Source organism: Palleronia sp. (assembly GCF_042089775.1).
GTDB lineage: Bacteria > Pseudomonadota > Alphaproteobacteria > Rhodobacterales > Rhodobacteraceae > Palleronia.
In genome coordinates this window covers 1-20,642 of sequence record NZ_JBELKF010000062.1, presented here as the reverse complement: position 1 = coordinate 20,642, position 20,642 = coordinate 1, and the positions used below count along the sequence as shown (strand labels likewise).

Here is a 20,642-nt window from a genome sequence, read left to right as displayed (position 1 = left end):
CTTCCTCTCGGCCATCGCCCTCGCCGCTACCGTCATCTTCTGGTTATGAGTCCAGGGCCTAGCGTCGTGCTGGCAGCCGGCGACGCTTGAGGTTTCGGGGCCGTGGCCGTCCGTTGTGTTCCTATAGCCGCTGCTTATCTGACGCGCATGGATGAGCTCAAAGTCTCGATAGCAGCGTGCCGCCTGTGCGCTGGCCGCTTCGCTGCGACGCACACGCGCCACGCCCCGCGGCCGGTGGTCTGGCTGGACCCGGCGGCTCGTCTTCTCATCGCAAGCCAAGCTCCGGGGCTGCGGGCTCATGAAGCGGGCATCCCTTTTCAGGACAGGTCCGGCGATCGTCTGCGGGACTGGCTCGGGATCGACAAGGAAACCTTTTACGACCGCAGCCGGATCGCCATCTTGCCGAACAGCTTTTGCTTTCCCGGGTATGACGCGAAGGGGAGCGATCTTCCTCCTCCGCCAGCCTGCGCAGCGACTTGGCATATCAAGGTTCTAGAGATGATGGCCAACATACGCCTGAAGCTGGTGATTGGCGGGCATGCGCAGCGCTGGCACCTCGGGACACGGCAGCCAATGACAGAAGTCGTCAGGAATTGGCGTGAGGCGCCGGACGGCATCATCCCTTTGCCGCATCCTTCTTGGCGAAATACGTCCTGGCTAAGAAAGAACCCCTGGTTCGAAGCAGAGCTGGTGCCCGAATTGCGCTTTCGGGTTCGGGAGGTCCTCGGCGGCCCAAGCCCTGCCGAGGCATCGGTAGTGGACAGTCCCTGATCCAGTTGCTCAGCCCGATGCCCGGTAAGCGTTTGCAGACCTACTCCGGACGATCAGGCGTGATCACCAGCCGCGGATGTTAGTCGGGGGGCCTAGTCGGAGCCACCCTCGGCGGGTCGCTCTGCTGCCTGCGCCAGGATGCTTTGCGCCCGCATGCGCACCGGCTCGTCGACCATCGCGCCGTCCACAGAGACCGCGCCGTCGCCAGAGACGATCACGCGTCGCGCCCAATCGAGTTCGGCTGAGGAGGGTGCGAACGCGCGCCGTACCTCAGGGACCTGCCGGGGATGAATGCAGAGCTTGCCGGTCATCCCGAGTGCGCGGGCGTGGGACGCGTCGTCCCGGGTCTGCGACAGGTCGTCGAGCCGCGCGGTTACGCCGTCGATGGGCGCGGCGATGCCGGCGAGGCGCGAGGCCAGGACCAGTTCCGATCGAGCTGGCAGAAGCACGTCGCGCCGGTGTTCGCAGCCGAGATCGGCGCAATAGTCGATCGACCCGAAGACCAGTCGGCAGACGCCGGGCAGAGCGGCGATGGCGCGCGCCTGCGCCAAGCCCAGCCCACTTTCGATCAGGGCCAAGACCGGTACCCGACCCTCCAGGGTGCGGCAGATCGCGTCAACCGCACCTGGCGTCTCGGCCTTGGGCAGGACGACCGCGGCGACGGCGAGGTCGCGCAGGGCCGCGAGATCGTCTGCATGCCAAGGTGTGCCAGTGCCATTGATCCGGACCAGCACCGGAAGATCGGTGAAGTCGGCGTGCAGCGCCGCGCGGGCGATGTCCTTGCGATCCCTGGCGACGGCATCCTCGAGGTCGAGGATAACCGCGTCAGCGCCCGACGCAGCGGCCTTCCCAAAACGGTCAGGACGGTCAGCGGGCACGAAAAGCAGCGTGCGGATCGTGTCGTCGCTCACCATTCCGCCGTTGCCTCCATTGCCACCGGGCCACCGGGCGTGGCGCTCCAGAGTTTCAGCGCACCGTCCGCCTCACTCGCATGCAGCACTAACGGCGTGCCGGCGAAGGCGGGCGACATGCCGCGGAAGCGGAACCTCGCAGGCTTGCTGCCGCGCAAATCGGCGGCGTATTGCGCCAGCAGTGCAGCCTGTAGCGGCCCGTGCACCACGAGGCCCGGGTACCCTTCCTCTCCAGTGACATAGCCCAGATCGTAGTGGATGCGGTGCGTGTTGAACGTCAGCGCCGAGTATCGGAACAGCAATTCGGGCGAGGTAGCGACTTCGCGTCGGTCCACGCCATCCGGGGCGGGCGCCGGCGTTCTGGTCGGGGTCCCGGGGGCCGGCGCCTCGCGATAGACGATGTCCTGCCGTTCTGTGAGCATCGCACGGTCGTCGCTGGAATACTGATGCGTGACGGTCACGAAGCAGAGCGTGCCGCTGCGGCCCTGCTTGATCGACACGTCGTCGACGGTCGAGCGGCGGGCGACCATCTCGCCGATGCGCGGCGGCGCATGAAAGGCAATCGCGCCCCCGGCCCACATCCGGCGGGGCAGGGAGACCGGCGGCAGGAAGCCGCCCCGCTTCGGGTGGCCGTCGGGCCCAAGTTCCGCGGCTGGCACGACCGGTTGGCAGAGGCAGTGATGCACCATGAACGGTGCCTCTGCGCCGGCCGCAACGGAGCCGGTCCTGTCAAAAGTCGCGTAGAACCGCACGGCGAGGCTCGGGGTCAGCAGTTCCGACGCACTCTCCTCGCGACCGATCCAGCTTTTGAGATGGTCGAGGTTCAGATCCATGACATCCCCTCATCGAGCGATTCCAGGCCCGGCACCGCGCCGTAGTCGCGGGACCCATCTTTCCAGATCGGGGCGGGGGCCGGGTAGGAGACCGGACCGTTCGGTGTGTCGACCGTGATCCTGCGCAGGTGCGGATGATCGGAAAGCCCGGCCATATCGTTGACCCGGGCCAGCGCCACATCAGCGCGCAACAGCGCCTCGACGGCCTCGTCCCCTGTCAGGGCTGCAAAGCGCGCACCCAGTACGGCGTCGGTCTCGGCCCGGTAGGCCACCCTCGCCACATTCGTCGCGAACCGGGGATCGGACTCGAGCTCGGGCATATTCAGGAACACCGCGCAAAGCTTCTTCCACTCGCGCTCGCTTTGCACCGAAAGCAGGATCTGCGCACCGTCGCGGGCGGTGAAAACACCATAGGGCGCGATCGAGGGGTGCGCGAGTCCGACGCGCTTGGGGCTCTTTCCGGCTTCGTGGTTGAGCAGCGGCACGGTAAGCCAGTCGGCCATGACGTCGAACATCGAGATCGAGATGTTTGCCCCCTGTCCCGTCACGCCGCGGCGGATCAGCGCCTCGAGGATGGCCGACTGCGCGGTTGCACCAGTGGCGATGTCGACGATCGAGATGCCGACGCGCGCGGGCTCGCTGGGGCCGCCGGTGATCGAACAGAGACCGGATTCCGCCTGCACCAGAAGGTCGTACGCCTTTCGGTCGGCCATCGGGCCATCCTCGCCATATCCCGAGATCGAGCAGATGATGAGCTTCGGGAACTCCTCGCCCAGGCGCTCGAATGAAAAGCCCAGCCGGGCCAGTGCGCCGCGCTTGAGGTTCTGTACCAGCACGTCGCTTTCCCCCAGCAGGCGGGTCAGCTCATCGCGCCCCTCGGGAGACATGAGGTCGAGCGTTCTGGACTGCTTGCCCCGGTTCAGCCAGACGAAATAGCTCGATTGGCCGTTCGCCACGTCATCATAGCCGCGGGCGAAGTCGCCCTCGGGCCGTTCGATCTTGATCACCTCGGCGCCAGCATCGGCGAGGCGCGAGGTACAGAAGGGCGCAGCCACCGCCTGTTCGATGGACACGACCCGAACCCCTTCGAGCGGGCGCATCAGAACGACCTCGGCAGGCCGAGAACGTGTTCGGCGATGTAGGACAGGATCAGGTTGGTCGAGATCGGCGCCACCTGGTATAGCCGGGTCTCGCGGAACTTGCGCTCGACATCGTATTCGCAGGCGAAGCCGAAGCCGCCGTGAAACTGGAGACATGAGTTCGCAGCTTCCCAGGAGGCTTTTGCCGCGAGGTACTTCGCCATGTTGGCCTCGGCGCCGCAATTCTCACCGGCATCATACAGGCGGCTGGCCTTGCGGCACATCAGGTTGGCGGCCTCGATCTCGATGTAGGCTTCGGCGATGGGGAACTGCACGCCCTGGTTCTGGCCGATGGCACGGCCAAAGACCTTGCGCTCGCTGACGTAGTTCACGACGCGGTCTGTGAACCAGTAGCCATCGCCGATACATTCGGCGGCGATAAGCGTGCGCTCGGCGTTGAGGCCGGTGAGGATGTACTTGAAGCCCTTGCCTTCCTCGCCAATCAGGTTCTCCTCGGGGATCTCCAGGTCGTCGAAGAACAGTTCGTTGGTCTCGTGGTTGACCATGTTGAGGATCGGCTGGACGGTCATGCCCGACTTCATCGCGTCCTTGATGTCGACGAGGAAGATCGACAGGCCTTCGGACTTCTTCTTCACCTCGGACAGCGGCGTAGTGCGGGCAAGCAGGATCATCAGGTCGGAATGCTGCACGCGGCTGATCCAGACCTTCTGACCGTTGACCACGTACTTGTCGCCCTTCTTCACGGCCGTGGTTTTCAGCTGCGTCGTATCCGTCCCGGTGGCGGGCTCGGTGACGCCCATCGACTGCAGGCGCAATTCGCCGGTCGCGAGTTTCGGCAAGATCCGCTGGCGCTGTTCTTCCGAACCGTGACGGACCAGCGTATTCATGTTATACATCTGGCCGTGACAGGCGCCGGAATTGCCGCCGGCACGGTTGATCTCTTCCATGATCACCGCCGCTTCGGTCAGGCCCAAGCCCGAGCCGCCGTATTCCTCGGGGATCAGCGCGGCCATCCAGCCAGCCTTGGTCAGTGCGTCGACGAACTCTTCCGGATAGGCGCGCTTTTCGTCGATCTTGCGGTGATACTCGTCGGGGAAGTCCGCGCAGAGCGCGCGCACCGCGTCACGGATGTCCTGATGATCGTTGTCGTGGTCGTACACGTGGGGAGCCTCCGGGGCGTTCTAAGCTGGGCCTCTGCCTGTGGCCAGATCATCCGCCGGAGCGAGTCATAATTCAAATATCTGAATGGTCTTTCTGAAATGCCTTTTGGGCATGGCGCTGCGGCATCGGGTGCGGAGAGGCTGCACCACAAAAGCGGGGCGGCGGCCTGGCCTTTCGTTTGGAAACGTGAACGCCCCCGCAGGGACCTGCGGGAGCGATAGGTTTCATGTGGCGCCGTAGCGGGCATGCCGGATCAGACCGGGTCCCAGCAGAACACGTCACCAGAGACGTCGAGGGGCATGTAGGCCGCTTTCAGCGCCGGGATGGCGTGGCTGCGCACGGTTTCGATGTCCCAGCCCTCCCCACGATGTACCGAGCGCGCCGGGCGTGGCTGCGACATCAGGAAGATCTCGTTGTTGCGCACGGCAAAGATCTGGCCCGTCGTGTCGGCGCCGTCGTCCGAAGCGAGATAGAGCGCCAGCGGCGCAATCTTCTCGGGCTTCATCTCTTTCATCCGATTTACGCGCTCTTCCTGCTCGGGGCTGTCCACCTTGATGGACGAGGTCATGCGGCTCCAGGCGAAGGGGGCGATGCAGTTCGAGCGGATATTCCACCGCTGCAGGTCGAGCGCCAGAGACTTCGACAGCGCCGCCACGCCCAGCTTTGCGGCTGAGTAGTTGGCCTGCGCAAGGTTGCCGATCAGGCCCGAGGTCGAGGTCATGTGGATCAGGCTTCCCGACCCCTGTTCACGCATCACGTCGGCGGCGGCCCGGCTGACGTTGAAGGTGCCGTAGAGGTGAATCTTCACCACTGCGTCGAAGTTCTCGTAGGTCATCTTGTGGAAGAAGGCGTCGCGCAGGATCCCGGCGTTGTTGACCACCGCGTCAAGCCGCCCAAAGGCGTCGATCGCCTGTTTGACCATGGCCCTTGCGCCGTCGGGGTCCGAGACGTCATCGCCATTTGCGACGGCCCGTCCGCCGAGCCTCTCGATCTCGGCCACGGCGTCCTGTGCGGCGGCAGTGGACTCGCGCTGGCCGTCGAGCGAGGCACCGATGTCGTTCACGACCACTGCTGCGCCGGCGCGAGCGGCCTCCATCGCGATGGCGCGACCGATGCCGCCGCCGGCGCCGGTTACCAGCATGACTTTTCCGTCGAGGGGTTTCATCTGGGGTATATCTCCTCCGTCTCGTTCTGGATCGCGTGGCATGGGTTCGGGTGGGTCAGGCGCCAAGAGGACGGCCGAAGACGCCGCGCTCGATCTTCAGGGCAGCCTCGGCAAGCGCGATGCCGACGCGCTCGAGGCTTTCCTCGGTCTGCTGCCCCGTGATGGTGATGCTGCTCATGCCGAGGCGCGGCACGTCCGAGGCGTCGCGCGACAGCGCCGCCACGATGTCGAGTCCCCGGAACAGGTTTCCCCGGTCTTGCGCAGTGCCGCTATCGCGCGCTGCGTGCACGTCAGACCAGTAGGTTTCGAAATCCGGCGCGTTCTGCCAGCGGACGCTGTCGAACCCCTCGCGCGTCTGGGTCTTGTTCAGGTTCCTTGCGGCCGCATAGACGCGCCCGATGGCGCCGGCGAACGCCGGCAAGCGGCTGCTGCGCGCCATCACCGCCTGCACGATGTTGGGCGCGGTGAAGCGGTCTATCAGTGTGATCCGCTCGTTCGCAGCAATCTGCCACAGCGCAATCGCGACCTGATGATCTTGCGCGATGGCGGTTAGGGTCGGGCGGATCAGATCGGCGGGATTGGCGCCGAGGAGGGGAGCGGTGAACTCCATCAGGCCCATGCCGATGCGATAGGTCTTGGCCTCTGGATCGAAGCTCAGAAGTCCCTCGTGGCTCAGGGTCCGCAGGATGTTGAACGCCGACGAGACGTTGAGCCCCGCCTCGCGGGCGATCTGCGTTGCGCCCAAGGGCCGGCCGCTGGCGGCGAGTAGCCTCATGATGATCATCGCGTTTTGAACCGCGGGAACAAGTTTCTGCGCGTTATCGTCAATCACGTCATTCCCTCAGTAGAATTACATTTGCTATACAGAATTATTTTGCTAGAGCAAGAGTGACCGAGGCGTCGAGGGAGGAGAGACGATGACGGCAGGAGTAGACAGCGATGTCTTCGAACAGCTTGTGGCGACGGTGGACCGGTTCGCCCGCGAGCGCTTGATCCCTGCGGAACGCCGGGTCGAAGAGGAAGACGATGTCCCCGAGGACATCGTGGCAGAAATGAAGGAGATGGGGCTGTTCGGCCTGTCGACGCCGGAGGAATACGGCGGCATCGGCCTTAACGTCCCGCAGGAGGCACGCCTCGTCGAGGCGCTGTGCTACGCATCGCTGACGTTCCGCTCGCTGATCGGCACCAATGTGGGCATCGGTTCGCAGGGCATCGTGATGGACGGCACGCCCGCGCAGAAGCAGCAGTGGCTGCCGGGCGTCGCGAGCGGCGACGTGATCGCCTCTTTCGCACTGACCGAGCCGGACAACGGCTCGGACGCAGGCGGCATTCGCACCTCGGCAAAGCGCGACGAAGGTGACTTCGTGATCAACGGCACCAAGCGCTATATCACCAACGCGGTGCGCGCGGGCGTCTTCACCGTCTTCGCCCGGACCGACCCGGACAAGCCGGGCGCGGACGGGGTCTCGGCCTTCATCGTGCCCGCCGACACGCCGGGCATCACGATTGCCAAACCCGATCGCAAGCTGGGCCAGCGAGGTACCAAGACTTCGGACGTCATCTTCGAGAACGTGCGCTTGCCGGAAAGTGCCATCATCGGCGGACCGGAGAACCTGAACCGCGGCTTCCGGACGGCCATGAAAGTGCTCGACCGCGGCCGCATCCACGTCGGTGCCATGGCCGTAGGGCAGGGCCAGCGCATGCTCGACATCGCCACCGATTACGCGCTTGAGCGCAGGCAGTTCGGCAAGCCGATTGGCGAGCATCAGCTGGTCCAGGGCCTGCTCGCCGATTGTCAGGCCGACCTGCTCGCCGCCCGTGCGCTGGTCCGCGCCACCGCGGAAACGTTCGACCGCGAGGGCAAGGCCATCCTGGAGGCGTCTTGCACCAAGTACTTCTGCACCGAGGCCGCCGGCCGCATCGCCGACCGGGCGCTGCAGATCCACGGTGGCGCCGGCTACATGGCGGAATACGATATCGAACGGCTCTACCGTGATATCCGCCTGCTGCGCATCTACGAGGGCACCAGTCAGATCCAGCAGTTGGTCATCGCGCGGCGAACGCTGGCGCAGCGGACCCAGTGACCGTGGCCGAACACCGGACCCGCAGCATCGACGAGATGCCGCCGCAGTCGCCGTTCTCGAATCTGCTCGGCATCGAAGTCGTGGCCTGCACCCCCGAAGAGGTGGTGTGCCGTATGCTCGTCACCGAGGCGATGGGCAACCGCAACGGCGTGCTCCACGGCGGCGCGTTGATGACCCTTGCCGACACCGCTGCGGGCTCGTCGGCTTTTATCAACAGCCCGGTGGAGATCTCGAACACGACGATCGAGGCCAAGACGAACTTCATCCGCCCGGTGAAGGTGGGCGACACGCTCACCGCGCGCTGCGTGCCCGTTCATGTCGGCCGCACGACGCTGGTGCTGCAAGTCACGCTGACCCGCGGCGACGGCAAGTTGGTTGGTACGACGTCGCAGACGCACCTTTTTCTGGGCTGGAAAGACTGAGACCGAAAGAATGGGGAAGACATGGGCGAAATCGATATCTCGAAACTCGGACCGCAGGCTGCTTACGAGGCCTTTCTGGCCGCGGGTCGTTTCATGATCCAGCGCGCCAAGAGCACCGGAGAGTACGTTTTCTGGCCAAAGGTGACCACGCCCACCGGCGCCACCGACCTCGAATGGGTCGAGGCCAAGGGCACCGGCACGATCTATGCGATTACGGTGAACCGCGCCCGCGCCGGGTCGTGGAACGTGGCACTGATCGAACTCGATGAGGGCGTTCGCATGATGTCGACGCTGCCCGAGGTGGAAACCGCCGAGATCGGCGCGCGGGTGCAGGCCCGCGTCGAGCAGACTGAGGACGGTCCGCGCGTCGTCTTCGACCTGACAGGGGAGGGCGCGGCATGAGCGTGCAGAACATCCGTGGAAAATCCGCGATCGTCGGCATGGCGACTGCCGGCGTCGGCGAGGCGCCGGGCTTCACTGCGATGGAGCTGCTGGGACAGGCGGCGGTCCGGGCGGTAAATGATGCCGGGCTGAAGCTTCAGGACATCGACGGCGTTTTCGCCGCGACCAGCAGCCATGCCTTCCCCACGATGAGCGTGGTGGAGTATCTCGGCCTGAAGCCGCGCTTCTTCGACAGCACCAATGTCGGCGGTTCCAGCTTCGAGATGCACCTGCTGCAGGCAACGCTGGCGCTCCAGACAGGCCTCTGCGACGCGGCGCTGGTCTGCTACGGCTCGAATCAGCGCACCGCTGGCGGGCGGCTCGTCTCGATGAGCGAGCCGCAATGGCACGAGACTCCCTACAAACCGCGCCACCCGATCACCGCCTACGCGCTGGCCACCAGCCGTCACATGGCAGAATACGGCACCAAGCGTGAGGATCTGGCCGACGTGGCGCTGGCGGCGCGTGATTGGGCCAACCTCAACCCCGAGGCCTTTGCCCGCGGGCCGCTCACCAAGGACGAGGTGATGTCGGCACGCATGATCTCGGACCCGCTCACCAAGGCGGACTGCTGCCTCGTTACCGATGGCGCCGCTGCATGCGTTCTGGTGCGCGCCGATCGGGCCAGGGATCTGCCAGGCAAGCCGGTGTACTTCATGGGTGCCGGCGCGGCCAATTACCACCGGTCGATCGTGGCGATGCCTGACCTCACCACCACCGCTGCCGCCCAGAGCGGACCGCGGGCGATGGAGATGGCCGGCGTCAGCCACGACGATATCGACGTGGTAATGCTCTACGACGCCTTCACGATCAACACGATCCTCTTCCTCGAGGATCTGGGCTTCTGTCCGAAGGGCGAAGGCGGCCGCTTTGTGCAGGACGGGCGCATCGCGCCGGGCGGCGAACTGGCGGTCAACACGAATGGCGGCGGGCTCTCTTGCGTACATCCGGGCATGTACGGCCTGTTCCTGATCGCCGAAGCGGTGGCCCAGATCCGCGGCGAGGCCGGCGAGCGGCAGATCGAAGATTGCACCTACGCGCTGTGCCACGGCAATGGCGGCACCCTGTCCAGCCAGTGCACTGCGATCCTGGGCTCGGAAGCGGCGCTATGACCAGCCTTCCGCATATTGACGGACTGATCGCCCCAAAATCCGTCGCCGTGATCGGTGCTTCCGACGATCCGACCCGCATCGGTGGGCGTCCGATCGCGGCCATGCTCAAGGCCGGCTACGAGGGGCGCATCCTGCCGGTGAATCCCAAACGCGAGACGGTGCAGGGCCTGGACTGCTACGCCAGCGTCGAGGACCTGCCGGGCGCGCCGGAGGCGGCGCTGATTGCGGTGCCCGCCAGGCTGGTGCCGCCCGCCATCGAGGCGCTTGGCCGGAAGGGTTGCAAGGCGGTCACCCTGTTCTCGGCAGGGTTCGCAGAGACCGGAGAAGCGGGCGAGGCAGCGCAACGGGACCTGGTGGCGTTGGCGGCCGAGCATGGCATGCGCCTGCTAGGGCCCAACACGCTTGGCGTCTTTAACGTGGGAATCGGGTATTACGGCACGTTCTCGTCGTCGCTCGATACCGGGTTCCCGACACTCGGGAACATCGGCATCGCCAGCCAGTCCGGAGCCTTCGGCGCGCATCTTGGGGCGCTGGCGCGGGACCGGGGGCTGGGCTGCTCGGTGCTTATCACCACCGGCAACGAAGCCGACATTACCGTGGCCGATGCGGTCCTCTGGATGGCTGAAAGCGACACCACGGACGTGATCTGCACCTACATGGAAGCGATCAATGACGCTCCGGCGCTGCTTGAGGCGCTCGACGTGGCGCGGAGCGCAGGAAAGCCCGTGATCGCGCTGAAATCTGGCCGTTCCGCCGTGGGCGCACGCGCCGCCGCGTCCCACACCGCATCGCTGACGGGCGATGCGGTGGTGGCTGATGCGGTCCTGTCGGATCATGGCGCGATCGTCCTGCGCGATCCCGAAACGATGATGGACATCGCGTATGCAGCGTCGAAGAAGGTGTTTCCCAAACGACACGCGCTCGGAGTCGTGACGGTGAGCGGCGGCGCGGGCATCGTGGCCAGCGACGAGGCCGAACGGGTCGGGCTTCCCATGCCGGCCATGCCCGAGGCCGCGCAGGTCGCGCTGAAGCAGGTCCTGCCATATGCGTCGCCGGTCAATCCGCTCGACTGTACCGCCCAGGCCCTGAACGACCCATCGCTTCTTGAACAGTTCACAAGGGCGGGGTTGGACGAGGGTGACTATGGCGCCGTCCTGTGCTTCCTGACCTACGTCGCCGGAAGCCGATCCATGGCGGATACCATCCTCGAGGCGATGACCCCGCTGCGCAAGGCGTTTCCCGATCGCATCATTGCCTTCTGCGCGCTGGGGGATCCGGACGTCCTGCAGCGCTATGACGACGCCGGCATCCTGGTCTTCAACGATCCCTGCCGCGCCGTGCGGGCGCTGGATGCCATCCTGCGTTTCGGCTCCGGGCGGTCGCACGGGCGCCCAGCTGCGCTGCGCGAGGCACAGCCGGTCCTTTTGCCCCCCGAAGCTCCGGACGAGGCAGAGGCAAAGGCGCTGCTATCCCAAGCCGGGATCCGCATTGCGCCCGAGCAGGCCGTTCAGGAACCCGATGCGGCGGTTCGGGCTGCCGAAGCCCTCGGCTACCCGGTCGTCATGAAGATCCTTTCTCCGGACATCCTGCACAAGTCGGACATTGGCGCGGTCATTCTCAACATCCGGGATGCGGATGGTGTGCGTGCGGCACATGACGAGATCCTCGCGGCGGCAGCGCATCATGCGCCGGACGCCCGCGTCAGCGGCGTGTTGGTGGCCAAGCAGCTGTCGGGCGGCGTCGAGTGCCTCATGGGCATCAATCGCGACCCGACCTTCGGCCCGGTGGCGGTGTTCGGTCTTGGCGGCATCTTCGTCGAACTGTTGAACGACGTGGCGCTGCGGGCCTGCCCCTTTGGACCAGAGACGGCGCGCGACATGATCCTGTCGATCCGCAGCGCGGCGATCCTGCAAGGCGCGCGGGGCACCGAACCGGCCGATATCGGCGCGCTGGCCGAGATGCTGTCGAACCTGTCCATCTTTGCGGCGGGCGCGGGCAAACGGCTGGTCTCGATCGACCTCAATCCGGTTTTGGCGATGCCGGAGGGGCAGGGCGCTTACGCGCTCGATGCGGTGATCGAGCTCGACCGGCAGGAGGTCGCTGCAGATGCCCATTGATTACGACCAGCTGATGAACTTCGACATCCCCGCGGTCCGCCAGACCTACGGTGCCGAAGAAGTGGCGCGCTTCGGGCTCACCGTCGGCATGGGGCAGGACCCTCTGGACATGCGCCAGCTTCCCTATATCGGCGCACTCGCCGACGACGCGCGGGCGATGCCGGCCATTGTCAACGTGCTGGGCCATCCAGGCTTCTGGCTCGGCAACCCCGAGACCGGCGTGGACGCGGTGAAGGTGGTGCATGGCGAGCAGGGCATCACCATCCACAGATCGATCCCGAACGAGGCCACCGTCGTCGCCAAGACCCGAGTCACCGGCCTTGTCGACAAGGGCGCAGGGCGCGGTGCGCTGCTCTACTACGAGAAGAGGATCTGCGAGGCCGAGAGCGGCGTGCACCTGGCGACCTGCCGAGGCACCACATTCTTGCGCGGCGATGGCGGGTTCGGCGGACCCGACGGGCCAGTCAAGCAAGCCCATACACTGCCCGAGACTCGACCGGACCACGTATTCGACACGCCGACCCGACCCGAGCAGGCGCTCTACTATCGCTGGAACGCCGATCCCAATCCGCTGCATCTCGATCCGCGGGTGGCCGAGAAGGCGGGTTTCGAACGGCCGATCCTGCATGGCCTCTGCACCTTCGGCCTCGCCGCCCATGCGCTGCTGGCAGTCATGTGCGACTACGACGACAGCCGCTTCGGCTCGATGGACGCGCGCTTCACCGCTTTCGTCTACCCGGGTGAAACGCTGCGGACCGAGATCTGGAACGACGGCTCGTTTCGAACGCGCGTGATCGAGCGCGACAAGATCGCCATCGGCAACGGGCTTTTCAAGCTGAGGGGAGCGGCATGAGCATCGACATCGCGACCAGCGCCGAAGGGCTGCGCACCATCACCTTGAACGAGCCCGAGCGGCGCAACCCCATCGGCCATGACAGGCGACTGGCACTGCGGGCAGCCCTGGGCGACGCGGCCACCGACGAGGCCGTCCGCGCCGTAGTGCTGACCGGCGCAGGCGGGCATTTCTCGGCCGGGGGCGACATCCGCGACCAAGGCGAGCGCAGCATCGGGGCGCATCGCGAGCGGTTCGCCGTGATTTCCGACATGGTGACCCGGATGGCGCGCTTTCCCAAGCCGCTGGTGGCAGCGATCGAAGGGTGGGCGGCGGGTGGCGGCTTTGCGCTGGCGCTGGCCTGCCCGATGGTGGTGGCCTCGCGCGAGGCGCGCTTTGTCGCCGCGTTCACCAAGATCGCGCTGATGCCGGACATGGGACTGCTGAGCACGCTGCCCGCACGGATCGGCCCCGCAAAAACCCGCCGGCTGCTGCTGAACAACCGCGTGGTCGAGGCGCCCGAGGCGCTGGAGCTGGGCATTGCCGACGAGCTGGCCGAGCCCGGCGGCGCCGCACGGCTCGCAGGCGACCTGGCGCTGCAGGAGGCGGACGCCGCGCCGCTGCCACGGCAATTCATCCTCGACTGGTTCGCCCGCGACCTGAACGACGCGCTGGATTACGAGGCGACGTTGCAGCCAGCCTTGCTGAACAGCGCAGACGCGGCGGAGGGCCGCGCAGCCTTCGCCGAGAAGAGGCGGCCGCAATTTCGGGGATGCTGAGCGTCTCGAGAAGCACGTTTTCCCGCGTGACCGGAGCAGGGGGGGCCGCACCGGGGACAGCGCACCTGCGTCGGATCCTCTTGGCCTCGATCATGCTTGCCGCAGTCGTTCTGGTCTTCATCGACTCGCGCCTGCTGGCCGGGTTCGCCACTGCGCTCCTGGTCCTTTACCTGGTGTTGGCCAGACGCCAGTTCGGCTTTGGCACGTGGGTGCCGGTGCTGATGGCGTTGGGCGGGCTTGTGGCGGCGCTGTGGCAGGTGGTGGCGCCCGAAGTGCTTTGGAAGGCAGTCGATCGGATGCTGTTCCTGTCGGCGCTGATCGCGATGCTCGGTACGTTGCGCTCGGCGGCGGCCATCGCACCCGAGGTGCACCGGGCCGGCCTCTTCGTCACCGGTCAGCCGGCCTCGCGGCGCTATCTTGCGCTGACGTCTGGCAGCCATCTCTTCGGCGTTCTGATCAACTTTGGCGGCTTGGCGCTGCTGCTCGATCTCGCCCAACGCTCGATGGCGTCCGACGAGGCTGCTCGGCTGCCCCCCGAAGCGCGCGAGGCGCGGCTCAGGCGCATGACGCTGGCGGTGATCCGAGGCTTTTCGCTGATCTCGCTCTGGTCGCCCTTCGGCTTTGCCATCAACGCGGTCCTGATCGCGGTGCCGGACCTGAGCTATATGAGCTTTGGCCCCATCGGCTTTGCCATGTCCTTCGTGTTCATCGCCATCGGCTGGGCCTTCGACCGTCGGGAGGGGCGTCGCCTTCGCCGTCTCGGCCTGCCGCGTCCCAGCCCGCCGCCGCGCAGCTGGACCGGGGCCGTTGCCCTGGTCGCTCATGTCCTGGCTCTGGGCGCGACGGTGTCGCTGGTGCATGAGCTTGCGCCGCTGAGCTTCCAGCAAGGACTGATCTGTGCCGTGCCCTGCTACGCGCTCCTCTGGGCCGCGCTTTCGTCCCGGGCCATGCCGGGCGGCCCCGCATCGGGTATCGGCCGCGCCTCGCGCGCCACTTGGGGTCGCCTCTCGGACATGGGTCCCGAGATCGGGGTCTTTGCGTCGGCCGGGTTCCTGCCGGTGGTGTTGCTGGCGCTGATCCCGGTCGAGGCATTGCGCGATGCGATCGCGGTGCTGGGGCTGGGCCCGGTGTCGCTGGCGCTGGGCATGTCATTCTCGATCTTCGGGCTGGCGTTGGTGGGCGTGAATCCGATCGTGGTCGCGTCGGTCCTTGGCGCGATTGCGGCGCAACTCGGCGTTTTGGGCCTCAATGATGTGGCCATTGCGCTCGCGATCGTCGGGGGTTGGACAGCGGTGATCGGACTGTCGCCCTTCATCACCACGCTGGTGATTTGCGGCGCGATTATCGGGCGCAGTCCCGCCACCATCGGGCTGCGCTGGAACGGGCCCTACTGCGTCGCCATCCTGCTGGTCTGGGCGCTGATGCTCACGACCCTGATGCTGAACGGCTTGATCTAGACCATCCCGACGTGGCGGGGCATGCCTTGCAGGCATGGCTCGGGCCTTTCGACAGAGCTTCCGTGCATGTCCTTGTTCAAAGCGTTGTGCCCGGCCACTGACCAGAGGTCACCATCGCATGCACCTCGGCGATCAGGAAGTCGGCGAAGCTGCTGCTCAGCCGCGAGCCGGGGCGGTTCAACGGCGTCATCAGGACCAACGTCCGGTCGATGGAGCGCCGCACGATCGGCCGCGCGATCAGCCGGCCCTCGCGCACGTGATTGATCACGCTGACCAGCGGCAGGATCGTGCTGCCCAGACCGCGCTCGACGAAGGCGAGCATGGTGGGCAGGATGTCGATCTCGAGCACCACGTTCAGGTCGATTTCCTGGCCCTGCGCGATGGCTTCGATGCGGCCGCGCAGCCCGTGCTCGGGACTGGGCAGGATCAGCGGCTGCTCCAGCGCCTCGCGGGCAGGTATTGGTACGCCGTCCCGTGCGCTTTCGATGTCCGCCGACTGGATGAGGAAGAGCTGCTCGATGATGATCGGCTGCGTCCTGATCGAGGCGGATTTCTGCCCCTCATACGCGATGCCGAGGTCGATCTTCCCGCGAAGGAGCCAGTCCTGCACATGGCCGCTGAAGCCGGAAATGACCCGCAGCTTCACCTTCGGATAGGTGGCCATCGTCCGCTCGATCAGGTGCGTGGCAAGAACCTCTGACACCGTAGGCGGCAGACCCACCGTCACCATCCCCGACAGGGGCGCCCGATTGCCTGAGACGTCACCGGCCATCTCCTCGATGTCTTCGAGAATCGCCTTCGCGCGGCGCGCCAGCCAGATGCCCTCTTCGGTGGGCATCACTCCGCGCCCATGACGGCGCAGCAGGGACACGTTCAGTTCGTCTTCAAGCGCTTTAACCTGACGGCTCAGCGCGGGCTGCGCGATGCTCAGACGGTCGGCCGCAGCGGTGATGCTGTTCAGCTCCACCACATGGATGAAATTGCGCAACTGACGGAAGTCCATTCATGCCTCATCTATATCTCTGTTATGTGTATAATGCATTTGAAACATGACTGACAGCTCGCCACTCTCCCTAGCATGAAGATGCTGTACCGCCGGGTGTCGTTCGGAGGAGCGCCCCGCGGAATGCAGGCCGAAGGAGGATCGGTCCGCCGGCGGCTTCACGTGAATAGGGAGGAAGTCATGAACACCGGAATTAAATACGGCGCCGCCTTGTGTGGCCTGATGACGTGGGGCGCGTTCTCCGCTTCGGCGCAGGATCTGCCGCAGACCATGGTCTGGACGTCCTACGACGTGGGCTCGGCCGGCTATGCGGAAGCCTCGGCGATCGCCGATGCCTTCGGCAAGGAGTTCGGCACCCGCGTGCGCATCCAGCCGTCTGGCAGCGGCATTGGTCGCCTTCAGCCGCTTCTGCAGGGACGCGCGGACTACGCCTTCCTGGCAACCGAAGCCTTCTTCGTGTCCGAGGGCGCGTTCGACTTCGCAACTCCCGACTGGGGGCCGCGGGAACTGCGCGCCGTCGCGGGACGTCCCGCCGGCATCACGCTGATCGCGGCCGGTGACGCGGGGATCGATACCGTCGAGGATGCCCGCGGCAAGCGCATCGCCTTTGTCGCCGGGAACCCTTCGGTGAATGTGAAATGCGAGGCGATCCTGGCCTTCGGCGGCCTGACGCTCGATGACGTCGAGGTGATCACCTTCCCGACCTACGCGGCGGCGATGTCGTCGATGACGCGCAACGAATCCGACGCCACCTGCACTACGCCGACGACGAGCCAGCTCTACGAACTGGCCGAGAGCCCGCGGGGCATCCATTATGCGCCGCTCGAGGCGGATAACGCGGCCGGATGGGAGGGGCTGCTCAAGGTCCTGCCGATCATGGGACCTTCTGACGAGGATGTCGCGGCCGGCTTGGAAGAAGGCGAAATTGCCAAGATGGCGGCCTATCGCTACCCGGTGATCACCACGACCGCCGATAAGTCGGCCGACGACGTCTATGCCTTCATCAAGGCCCTGGACGAGACCTACGACCTGTACAAGGACGGCACCGCAACCATGAGCCGCTGGGCGCTCGAGCAGTCGGGCAAGCCGGCGATCGACGTGCCCTTCCACGAGGGGGCAATCCGCTACCTCAAGGAAAAGGGCATCTGGACCGAAGAGGACGACGCCTGGAACCAGACGCGCACCGAGCGGATGGATGCGCTGCTTGCAGCTTGGGACGAGTTCAAGGCTCAGAACGGCGACCTTGAGGCCGAGGCGTTCGCGGATGCGTGGATGGAGCGTCGTGCAGAAGTCGTGGCCGGCCTGAACTGAACCTCAGCATCTGATGTCTCCCCGGCGCGACGGGCGCCGGGGACGTTTCTCGCAAGACCGGGATGAGCTCATGGATTCCGACAAGACCACCGAGGCCGCCTCGCCGGCCGAGGAGATCGCTGTGACACCAGCGACGGCCCCCGGCCAGACGGCCACGCGCGTGATCGTCATGGTGCTTGGCGCCCTTGGCGTCTCGATGGCCATCAACCAGCAATTCCTGCTCAACCTCTTCGGGTTTCAGCCACTCGGCAACGCCTACCTCTACTATCTCATCGGGATTTTCCTGGCGGTCGCGTTCCTGACGCTGCCGGCCAGCACGATGCACCCGCACCGGTTCTGGTGGCTTGACCCCATCCTTGCGGTGGCGGCCCTGGCAAGCGCGGGCTGGCTCGGCATGCACGGGCTCGACATCATCCAGAAGGGCTGGGAATACGACGCGCCGCCGATGGCCGACGTCATGGCGTTCGTGCTGATCTTGCTTGTGCTTGAAGGTGTAAGGCGGGCGGGGGGGCCGATCCTGCTGGTCACGGCGCTGCTCTTTGGCTCGTACCCACTTTACGCTGACTACATGCCGGGCTTCTTGTGGGGGACCGAGTATTCGCTCGTCGGGACCGTCCGGGCACATGTGCTTGGCGTCGAATCCATCATCGGCATTCCCATGCAGGTCGTCGCCGAACTCGTGATCGGTTTCGTGATCTTCGGATCCGTTCTGGTCGCCACCAAAGGCAGCGACTTCTTCATGGAACTCGCATCTGCCCTGCTTGGACACAGCCGTGGCGGTCCGGCGAAGGTCGCAGTGATCGGGTCCGGAATCCTCGGGTCGCTGTCGGGCAGCGTGATTTCGAATATCCTGACGTCGGGGCCGTTCTCGATCCCGACGATGCGGCGCGTGGGTTATCCCGCGCACTACGCCGCCGCCGTCGAGGCCTGTGCCTCGACCGGCGCAACGCTGATGCCGCCCGTCATGGGCACCGTTGCGTTCGTCATGGCCTCCTTTCTGGGGGTGCAGTACTCCAGTATCGTGATCGCGGCCGTCATTCCCGCGCTGATGTTCTACGTCGCGCTTCTGTTCCAGGTCGACATGTACGCGGCCCGGCGGGGGCTGAAGGGGCTGCCCAGAAGCGACATGCCGGCACTGTGGCCGGTTCTGAAATCCGGGTGGCCCTACCTGCTGAGCCTCGTCGTCCTGATCTTCGTGCTGATGGGGCTGCGTATGGAAGCCCGATCCCCCTATTACGCGTCGGTGGTGATGCTGCTGGCGACGGCCTTCAACAAGGATACGCGCCTGACCCTTCGACGGGCCAAGCTGCTCCTGCTCGATATCTCGACCAACATCGCGAGTCTCGTGGCCGTGCTGGCTGGCATCGGGCTCGTGGTCGGCGGACTGTCCTATACCGGCGTGGCGGGCGCGTTCTCACGCGAACTGCTGCTCTACGCTGGCGGCAACACGGCGCTCATGCTGCTCGCGGGCGCGGTGACCAGCTTCGTGCTTGGCATGGGGATGACGGTGACGGCCTGCTACATCTTTCTGTCCATCCTTCTGGCCCCGGCGCTGGTGCAGGCCGGGCTGAACCCGATCGCCAGCCACCTGTTCATCCTCTACTGGGGCATGCTCTCTTACATCACGCCTCCGGTCGCGCTTGCGGCGATCACGGCGGCGAACGTGGCGGGATCGAAGCCGATGCAGACCGGGTTCAACGCGATGCGCCTTGGCATGCCGCTCTTCGTGTTGCCCTTCATCTTCGTCTACGACCCGGCGCTCATCATGGAGGGGACGTGGGTGCAGATCGCCGAGCGCGTTCTGCTCACACTGGTTGCGATCTGGGCGATCACCTCGGCCTTCGAAGCGTGGATCTACAAGGTCGGCAGGATCGGCACCGCAAGCAGGATCGCTTTCGCCGCGGGCGGCATCCTCATCCTGTTCCCGGAGCTGACCACAAGCCTCATCGGCGCAGGGATTCTCGTGGCGGTGGTCGTTGTGAACCTTGGGCTCGTGCGCCGCAGAAACGCGGTCAAGGCATAAGCCAACAGACGGGAGAGACGCGAGTGGACAAGAGCGCGACCGACCTGGCGACTGCCGTCGCCCCAATCACCGACGGCGCATCTGTGATGATCGGCGGCTTCGGGTCCTCAGGCATCCCCTTCGGGCTGATCGACGCGCTGCTGGACCAGGGGGCGACGGGGCTGACCGTGATCTCCAACAATGCGGGGGCGGGCGAGACCGGCATCGCTAAGTTGCTGAAGGCCGGGCGGGTGGCAAAGGTCATCTGCTCGTACCCTCGCTCACCCGGCTCCATCTGGTTCGAGAAGCGCTACGAGGCGGGCGAGGTCGCGCTCGAAGTCGTGGCGCAGGGCACCTTGGCTGAACGTATCCGCGCGGCCGGTGCGGGGATTGGCGGCTTCCTGACCCCGACCGCGTATGGCACGCGGCTGGCCGAGGGCAAGGAGACGCGGGTGATCGACGGGCGCGGCTACGTGCTCGAGGCACCGCTGGCGGCCGACTTCGCGCTGATCCGCGCCGAACGGGGGGACAAGTGGGGCAATCTGAGCTTCCACGCCACGGCGCGCAACTTCAACCCGGTGATGGCGATGGCGGCGAAACATGCGGTGGCCGAGGTGCGTGAGCTTTCCGATGTCCCGCTTGATCCCGAGACCGTGGTGACACCCGGGATCTTCGTGAAACGCGTGGTGGAATACGGAGTCAGACCTTGAACGTGCTTGACGACGCACAGCTTGCGGCCCGCGTGGCGCGGGACATTCCCGATGGCTCGTATGTCAATCTGGGTATCGGCAAGCCGACCCATGTCTCTGGCTACGTGCCCGAGGGACGCGAGGTGGTTTACCACTCGGAAAACGGCATTCTTGGGGTCGGTCCCGCGCCCGCGCCGGGCGCCGAGGACCTCGAGCTGATCGACGCCAGCAAGCGCTATGTCACGGCCGCCCCCGGCGCCGCCTTTTTCGAGCATTCCGACAGCTTTGCGATGATGCGCGGCGGTCATATCGATATCGCGGTTCTGGGCGCCTACCAGGTGGCCGAAAACGGTGACCTTGCCAATTGGGCCACGCTGGACGAAGCCTATCCGCCGGCGGTGGGCGGCGCGGTCGCTTGCACAGTATAACATGGAACGATTCCTGCCCTTCTG

Annotated in this window: 19 protein-coding genes and 1 pseudogene; 13 read left to right on the top strand and 7 right to left on the bottom strand. The window is 65.7% G+C overall.

Going from position 1 to position 20,642, the window contains the following annotated elements:
• The first annotated feature begins 147 nt into the window (after positions 1–147).
• Positions 148–771, top strand: a complete 624-nt coding sequence (locus tag ACFDS3_RS14195) for a uracil-DNA glycosylase family protein (protein WP_375263008.1) — start codon at positions 148–150, stop codon at positions 769–771.
• Positions 772–863: 92 nt separating this feature from the next.
• Here ACFDS3_RS14195 and ACFDS3_RS14190 read toward each other — a convergent pair whose 3' ends face one another.
• The 6 genes from ACFDS3_RS14190 to ACFDS3_RS14165 form a co-directional block, all read right to left on the bottom strand.
• Positions 864–1,685, bottom strand: a complete 822-nt coding sequence (locus ACFDS3_RS14190; RefSeq protein WP_375263007.1) for an HpcH/HpaI aldolase/citrate lyase family protein — start codon at positions 1,683–1,685, stop codon at positions 864–866.
• Positions 1,679–2,515 (bottom strand): MaoC family dehydratase N-terminal domain-containing protein, encoded by an 837-nt coding sequence (locus ACFDS3_RS14185; RefSeq protein WP_375263006.1) that lies wholly within the window; start codon positions 2,513–2,515, stop codon positions 1,679–1,681. Before ACFDS3_RS14185 ends, ACFDS3_RS14190 begins: the two co-directional genes overlap by 7 nt.
• Positions 2,506–3,615 (bottom strand): CaiB/BaiF CoA transferase family protein, encoded by a 1,110-nt coding sequence (locus ACFDS3_RS14180; protein ID WP_375263005.1) that lies wholly within the window; start codon positions 3,613–3,615, stop codon positions 2,506–2,508. Before ACFDS3_RS14180 ends, ACFDS3_RS14185 begins: the two co-directional genes overlap by 10 nt.
• Complete coding sequence (locus tag ACFDS3_RS14175) at positions 3,615–4,775, bottom strand: acyl-CoA dehydrogenase family protein (RefSeq protein ID WP_375263004.1); 1,161 nt, start codon at positions 4,773–4,775, stop codon at positions 3,615–3,617. The genes ACFDS3_RS14180 and ACFDS3_RS14175 overlap by 1 nt, the downstream gene beginning before the upstream one ends.
• 254 nt (positions 4,776–5,029) lie before the next feature.
• Positions 5,030–5,941, bottom strand: coding sequence for an SDR family NAD(P)-dependent oxidoreductase (locus ACFDS3_RS14170; protein WP_375263003.1), 912 nt, complete (start codon positions 5,939–5,941; stop codon positions 5,030–5,032).
• Positions 5,942–5,996: 55 nt separating this feature from the next.
• Entirely contained in the window at positions 5,997–6,773 is a 777-nt protein-coding gene (locus ACFDS3_RS14165; RefSeq protein WP_375263002.1) for an IclR family transcriptional regulator, read from the bottom strand.
• 85 nt (positions 6,774–6,858) lie between these two features.
• Between ACFDS3_RS14165 and ACFDS3_RS14160 the strand changes: the two genes are divergently transcribed.
• The 8 genes from ACFDS3_RS14160 to ACFDS3_RS14125 are packed head-to-tail and all read left to right on the top strand — an operon-like array spanning position 6,859 to position 15,185.
• Complete coding sequence (locus ACFDS3_RS14160) at positions 6,859–8,025, top strand: acyl-CoA dehydrogenase family protein (RefSeq protein ID WP_375263001.1); 1,167 nt, start codon at positions 6,859–6,861, stop codon at positions 8,023–8,025.
• On the top strand, positions 8,022–8,447 hold the full coding sequence (locus ACFDS3_RS14155) for a PaaI family thioesterase (protein WP_375263000.1): 426 nt from the start codon (positions 8,022–8,024) through the stop codon (positions 8,445–8,447). Before ACFDS3_RS14160 ends, ACFDS3_RS14155 begins: the two co-directional genes overlap by 4 nt.
• Before the next feature lie 21 nt (positions 8,448–8,468).
• Complete coding sequence (locus ACFDS3_RS14150) at positions 8,469–8,849, top strand: Zn-ribbon domain-containing OB-fold protein (protein WP_375262999.1); 381 nt, start codon at positions 8,469–8,471, stop codon at positions 8,847–8,849.
• A complete protein-coding gene (locus tag ACFDS3_RS14145; protein ID WP_375262998.1) occupies positions 8,846–10,000 on the top strand; it encodes a thiolase in 1,155 nt (384 codons plus the stop codon). The genes ACFDS3_RS14150 and ACFDS3_RS14145 overlap by 4 nt, the downstream gene beginning before the upstream one ends.
• A complete protein-coding gene (locus ACFDS3_RS14140; protein WP_375262997.1) occupies positions 9,997–12,117 on the top strand; it encodes an acetate--CoA ligase family protein in 2,121 nt (706 codons plus the stop codon). Before ACFDS3_RS14145 ends, ACFDS3_RS14140 begins: the two co-directional genes overlap by 4 nt.
• Positions 12,107–12,970, top strand: coding sequence for a MaoC/PaaZ C-terminal domain-containing protein (locus ACFDS3_RS14135; RefSeq protein WP_375262996.1), 864 nt, complete (start codon positions 12,107–12,109; stop codon positions 12,968–12,970). The genes ACFDS3_RS14140 and ACFDS3_RS14135 overlap by 11 nt, the downstream gene beginning before the upstream one ends.
• The gene (locus tag ACFDS3_RS14130) at positions 12,967–13,728 is read left to right on the top strand and encodes an enoyl-CoA hydratase/isomerase family protein (RefSeq protein WP_375262995.1); all 762 of its coding nucleotides are present in this window, start codon (positions 12,967–12,969) and stop codon (positions 13,726–13,728) included. The genes ACFDS3_RS14135 and ACFDS3_RS14130 overlap by 4 nt, the downstream gene beginning before the upstream one ends.
• Before the next feature lie 26 nt (positions 13,729–13,754).
• Positions 13,755–15,185 (top strand): hypothetical protein, encoded by a 1,431-nt coding sequence (locus ACFDS3_RS14125; protein ID WP_375262994.1) that lies wholly within the window; start codon positions 13,755–13,757, stop codon positions 15,183–15,185.
• 76 nt (positions 15,186–15,261) lie between these two features.
• On the opposite strand, the gene ACFDS3_RS14120 is transcribed toward ACFDS3_RS14125, so the two are convergent.
• Positions 15,262–16,188 carry a LysR family transcriptional regulator gene (locus ACFDS3_RS14120; RefSeq protein ID WP_375262993.1) on the bottom strand — a complete coding sequence of 309 codons (927 nt, stop codon included), beginning with the start codon at positions 16,186–16,188 and terminating at the stop codon, positions 15,262–15,264.
• Positions 16,189–16,368: 180 nt separating this feature from the next.
• On the opposite strand from ACFDS3_RS14120, the gene ACFDS3_RS14115 reads away from it, so the two are divergent.
• The 4 genes and pseudogenes from ACFDS3_RS14115 to ACFDS3_RS14100 all read left to right on the top strand — a co-directional run.
• Positions 16,369–17,499: a TAXI family TRAP transporter solute-binding subunit gene (locus ACFDS3_RS14115; protein ID WP_375262992.1), complete on the top strand. Its 1,131-nt coding sequence runs from the start codon at positions 16,369–16,371 to the stop codon at positions 17,497–17,499.
• Positions 17,500–17,569: 70 nt separating this feature from the next.
• Positions 17,570–19,522, top strand: coding sequence for a TRAP transporter permease (locus ACFDS3_RS14110; RefSeq protein WP_375262991.1), 1,953 nt, complete (start codon positions 17,570–17,572; stop codon positions 19,520–19,522).
• Between the two features lie 23 nt (positions 19,523–19,545).
• Entirely contained in the window at positions 19,546–20,211 is a 666-nt protein-coding gene (locus ACFDS3_RS14105) for a 3-oxoacid CoA-transferase subunit A (RefSeq protein ID WP_375262990.1), read from the top strand.
• Positions 20,208–20,615: pseudogene (locus tag ACFDS3_RS14100) on the top strand (CoA-transferase); the annotation flags it as partial. The gene ACFDS3_RS14105 and the pseudogene ACFDS3_RS14100, both read left to right, overlap by 4 nt.
• Positions 20,616–20,642 lie beyond the last annotated feature (27 nt).

Bases quoted from the DNA above. Each gene is read 5' to 3' on its own strand.
- ACFDS3_RS14195 (WP_375263008.1), top strand. From the start codon at position 148: ATGGATGAGCTCAAAGTCTCGATAGCAGCGTGCCGCCTGTGCGCTGGC.
- ACFDS3_RS14190 (WP_375263007.1), bottom strand. From the start codon at position 1,685: ATGGTGAGCGACGACACGATCCGCACGCTGCTTTTCGTGCCCGCTGAC.
- ACFDS3_RS14185 (WP_375263006.1), bottom strand. From the start codon at position 2,515: ATGGATCTGAACCTCGACCATCTCAAAAGCTGGATCGGTCGCGAGGAG.
- ACFDS3_RS14180 (WP_375263005.1), bottom strand. From the start codon at position 3,615: ATGCGCCCGCTCGAAGGGGTTCGGGTCGTGTCCATCGAACAGGCGGTG.
- ACFDS3_RS14170 (WP_375263003.1), bottom strand. From the start codon at position 5,941: ATGAAACCCCTCGACGGAAAAGTCATGCTGGTAACCGGCGCCGGCGGC.
- ACFDS3_RS14160 (WP_375263001.1), top strand. From the start codon at position 6,859: ATGACGGCAGGAGTAGACAGCGATGTCTTCGAACAGCTTGTGGCGACG.
- ACFDS3_RS14150 (WP_375262999.1), top strand. From the start codon at position 8,469: ATGGGCGAAATCGATATCTCGAAACTCGGACCGCAGGCTGCTTACGAG.
- ACFDS3_RS14145 (WP_375262998.1), top strand. From the start codon at position 8,846: ATGAGCGTGCAGAACATCCGTGGAAAATCCGCGATCGTCGGCATGGCG.
- ACFDS3_RS14140 (WP_375262997.1), top strand. From the start codon at position 9,997: ATGACCAGCCTTCCGCATATTGACGGACTGATCGCCCCAAAATCCGTC.
- ACFDS3_RS14135 (WP_375262996.1), top strand. From the start codon at position 12,107: ATGCCCATTGATTACGACCAGCTGATGAACTTCGACATCCCCGCGGTC.
- ACFDS3_RS14130 (WP_375262995.1), top strand. From the start codon at position 12,967: ATGAGCATCGACATCGCGACCAGCGCCGAAGGGCTGCGCACCATCACC.
- ACFDS3_RS14120 (WP_375262993.1), bottom strand. From the start codon at position 16,188: ATGGACTTCCGTCAGTTGCGCAATTTCATCCATGTGGTGGAGCTGAAC.
- ACFDS3_RS14115 (WP_375262992.1), top strand. From the start codon at position 16,369: ATGAACACCGGAATTAAATACGGCGCCGCCTTGTGTGGCCTGATGACG.
- ACFDS3_RS14110 (WP_375262991.1), top strand. From the start codon at position 17,570: ATGGATTCCGACAAGACCACCGAGGCCGCCTCGCCGGCCGAGGAGATC.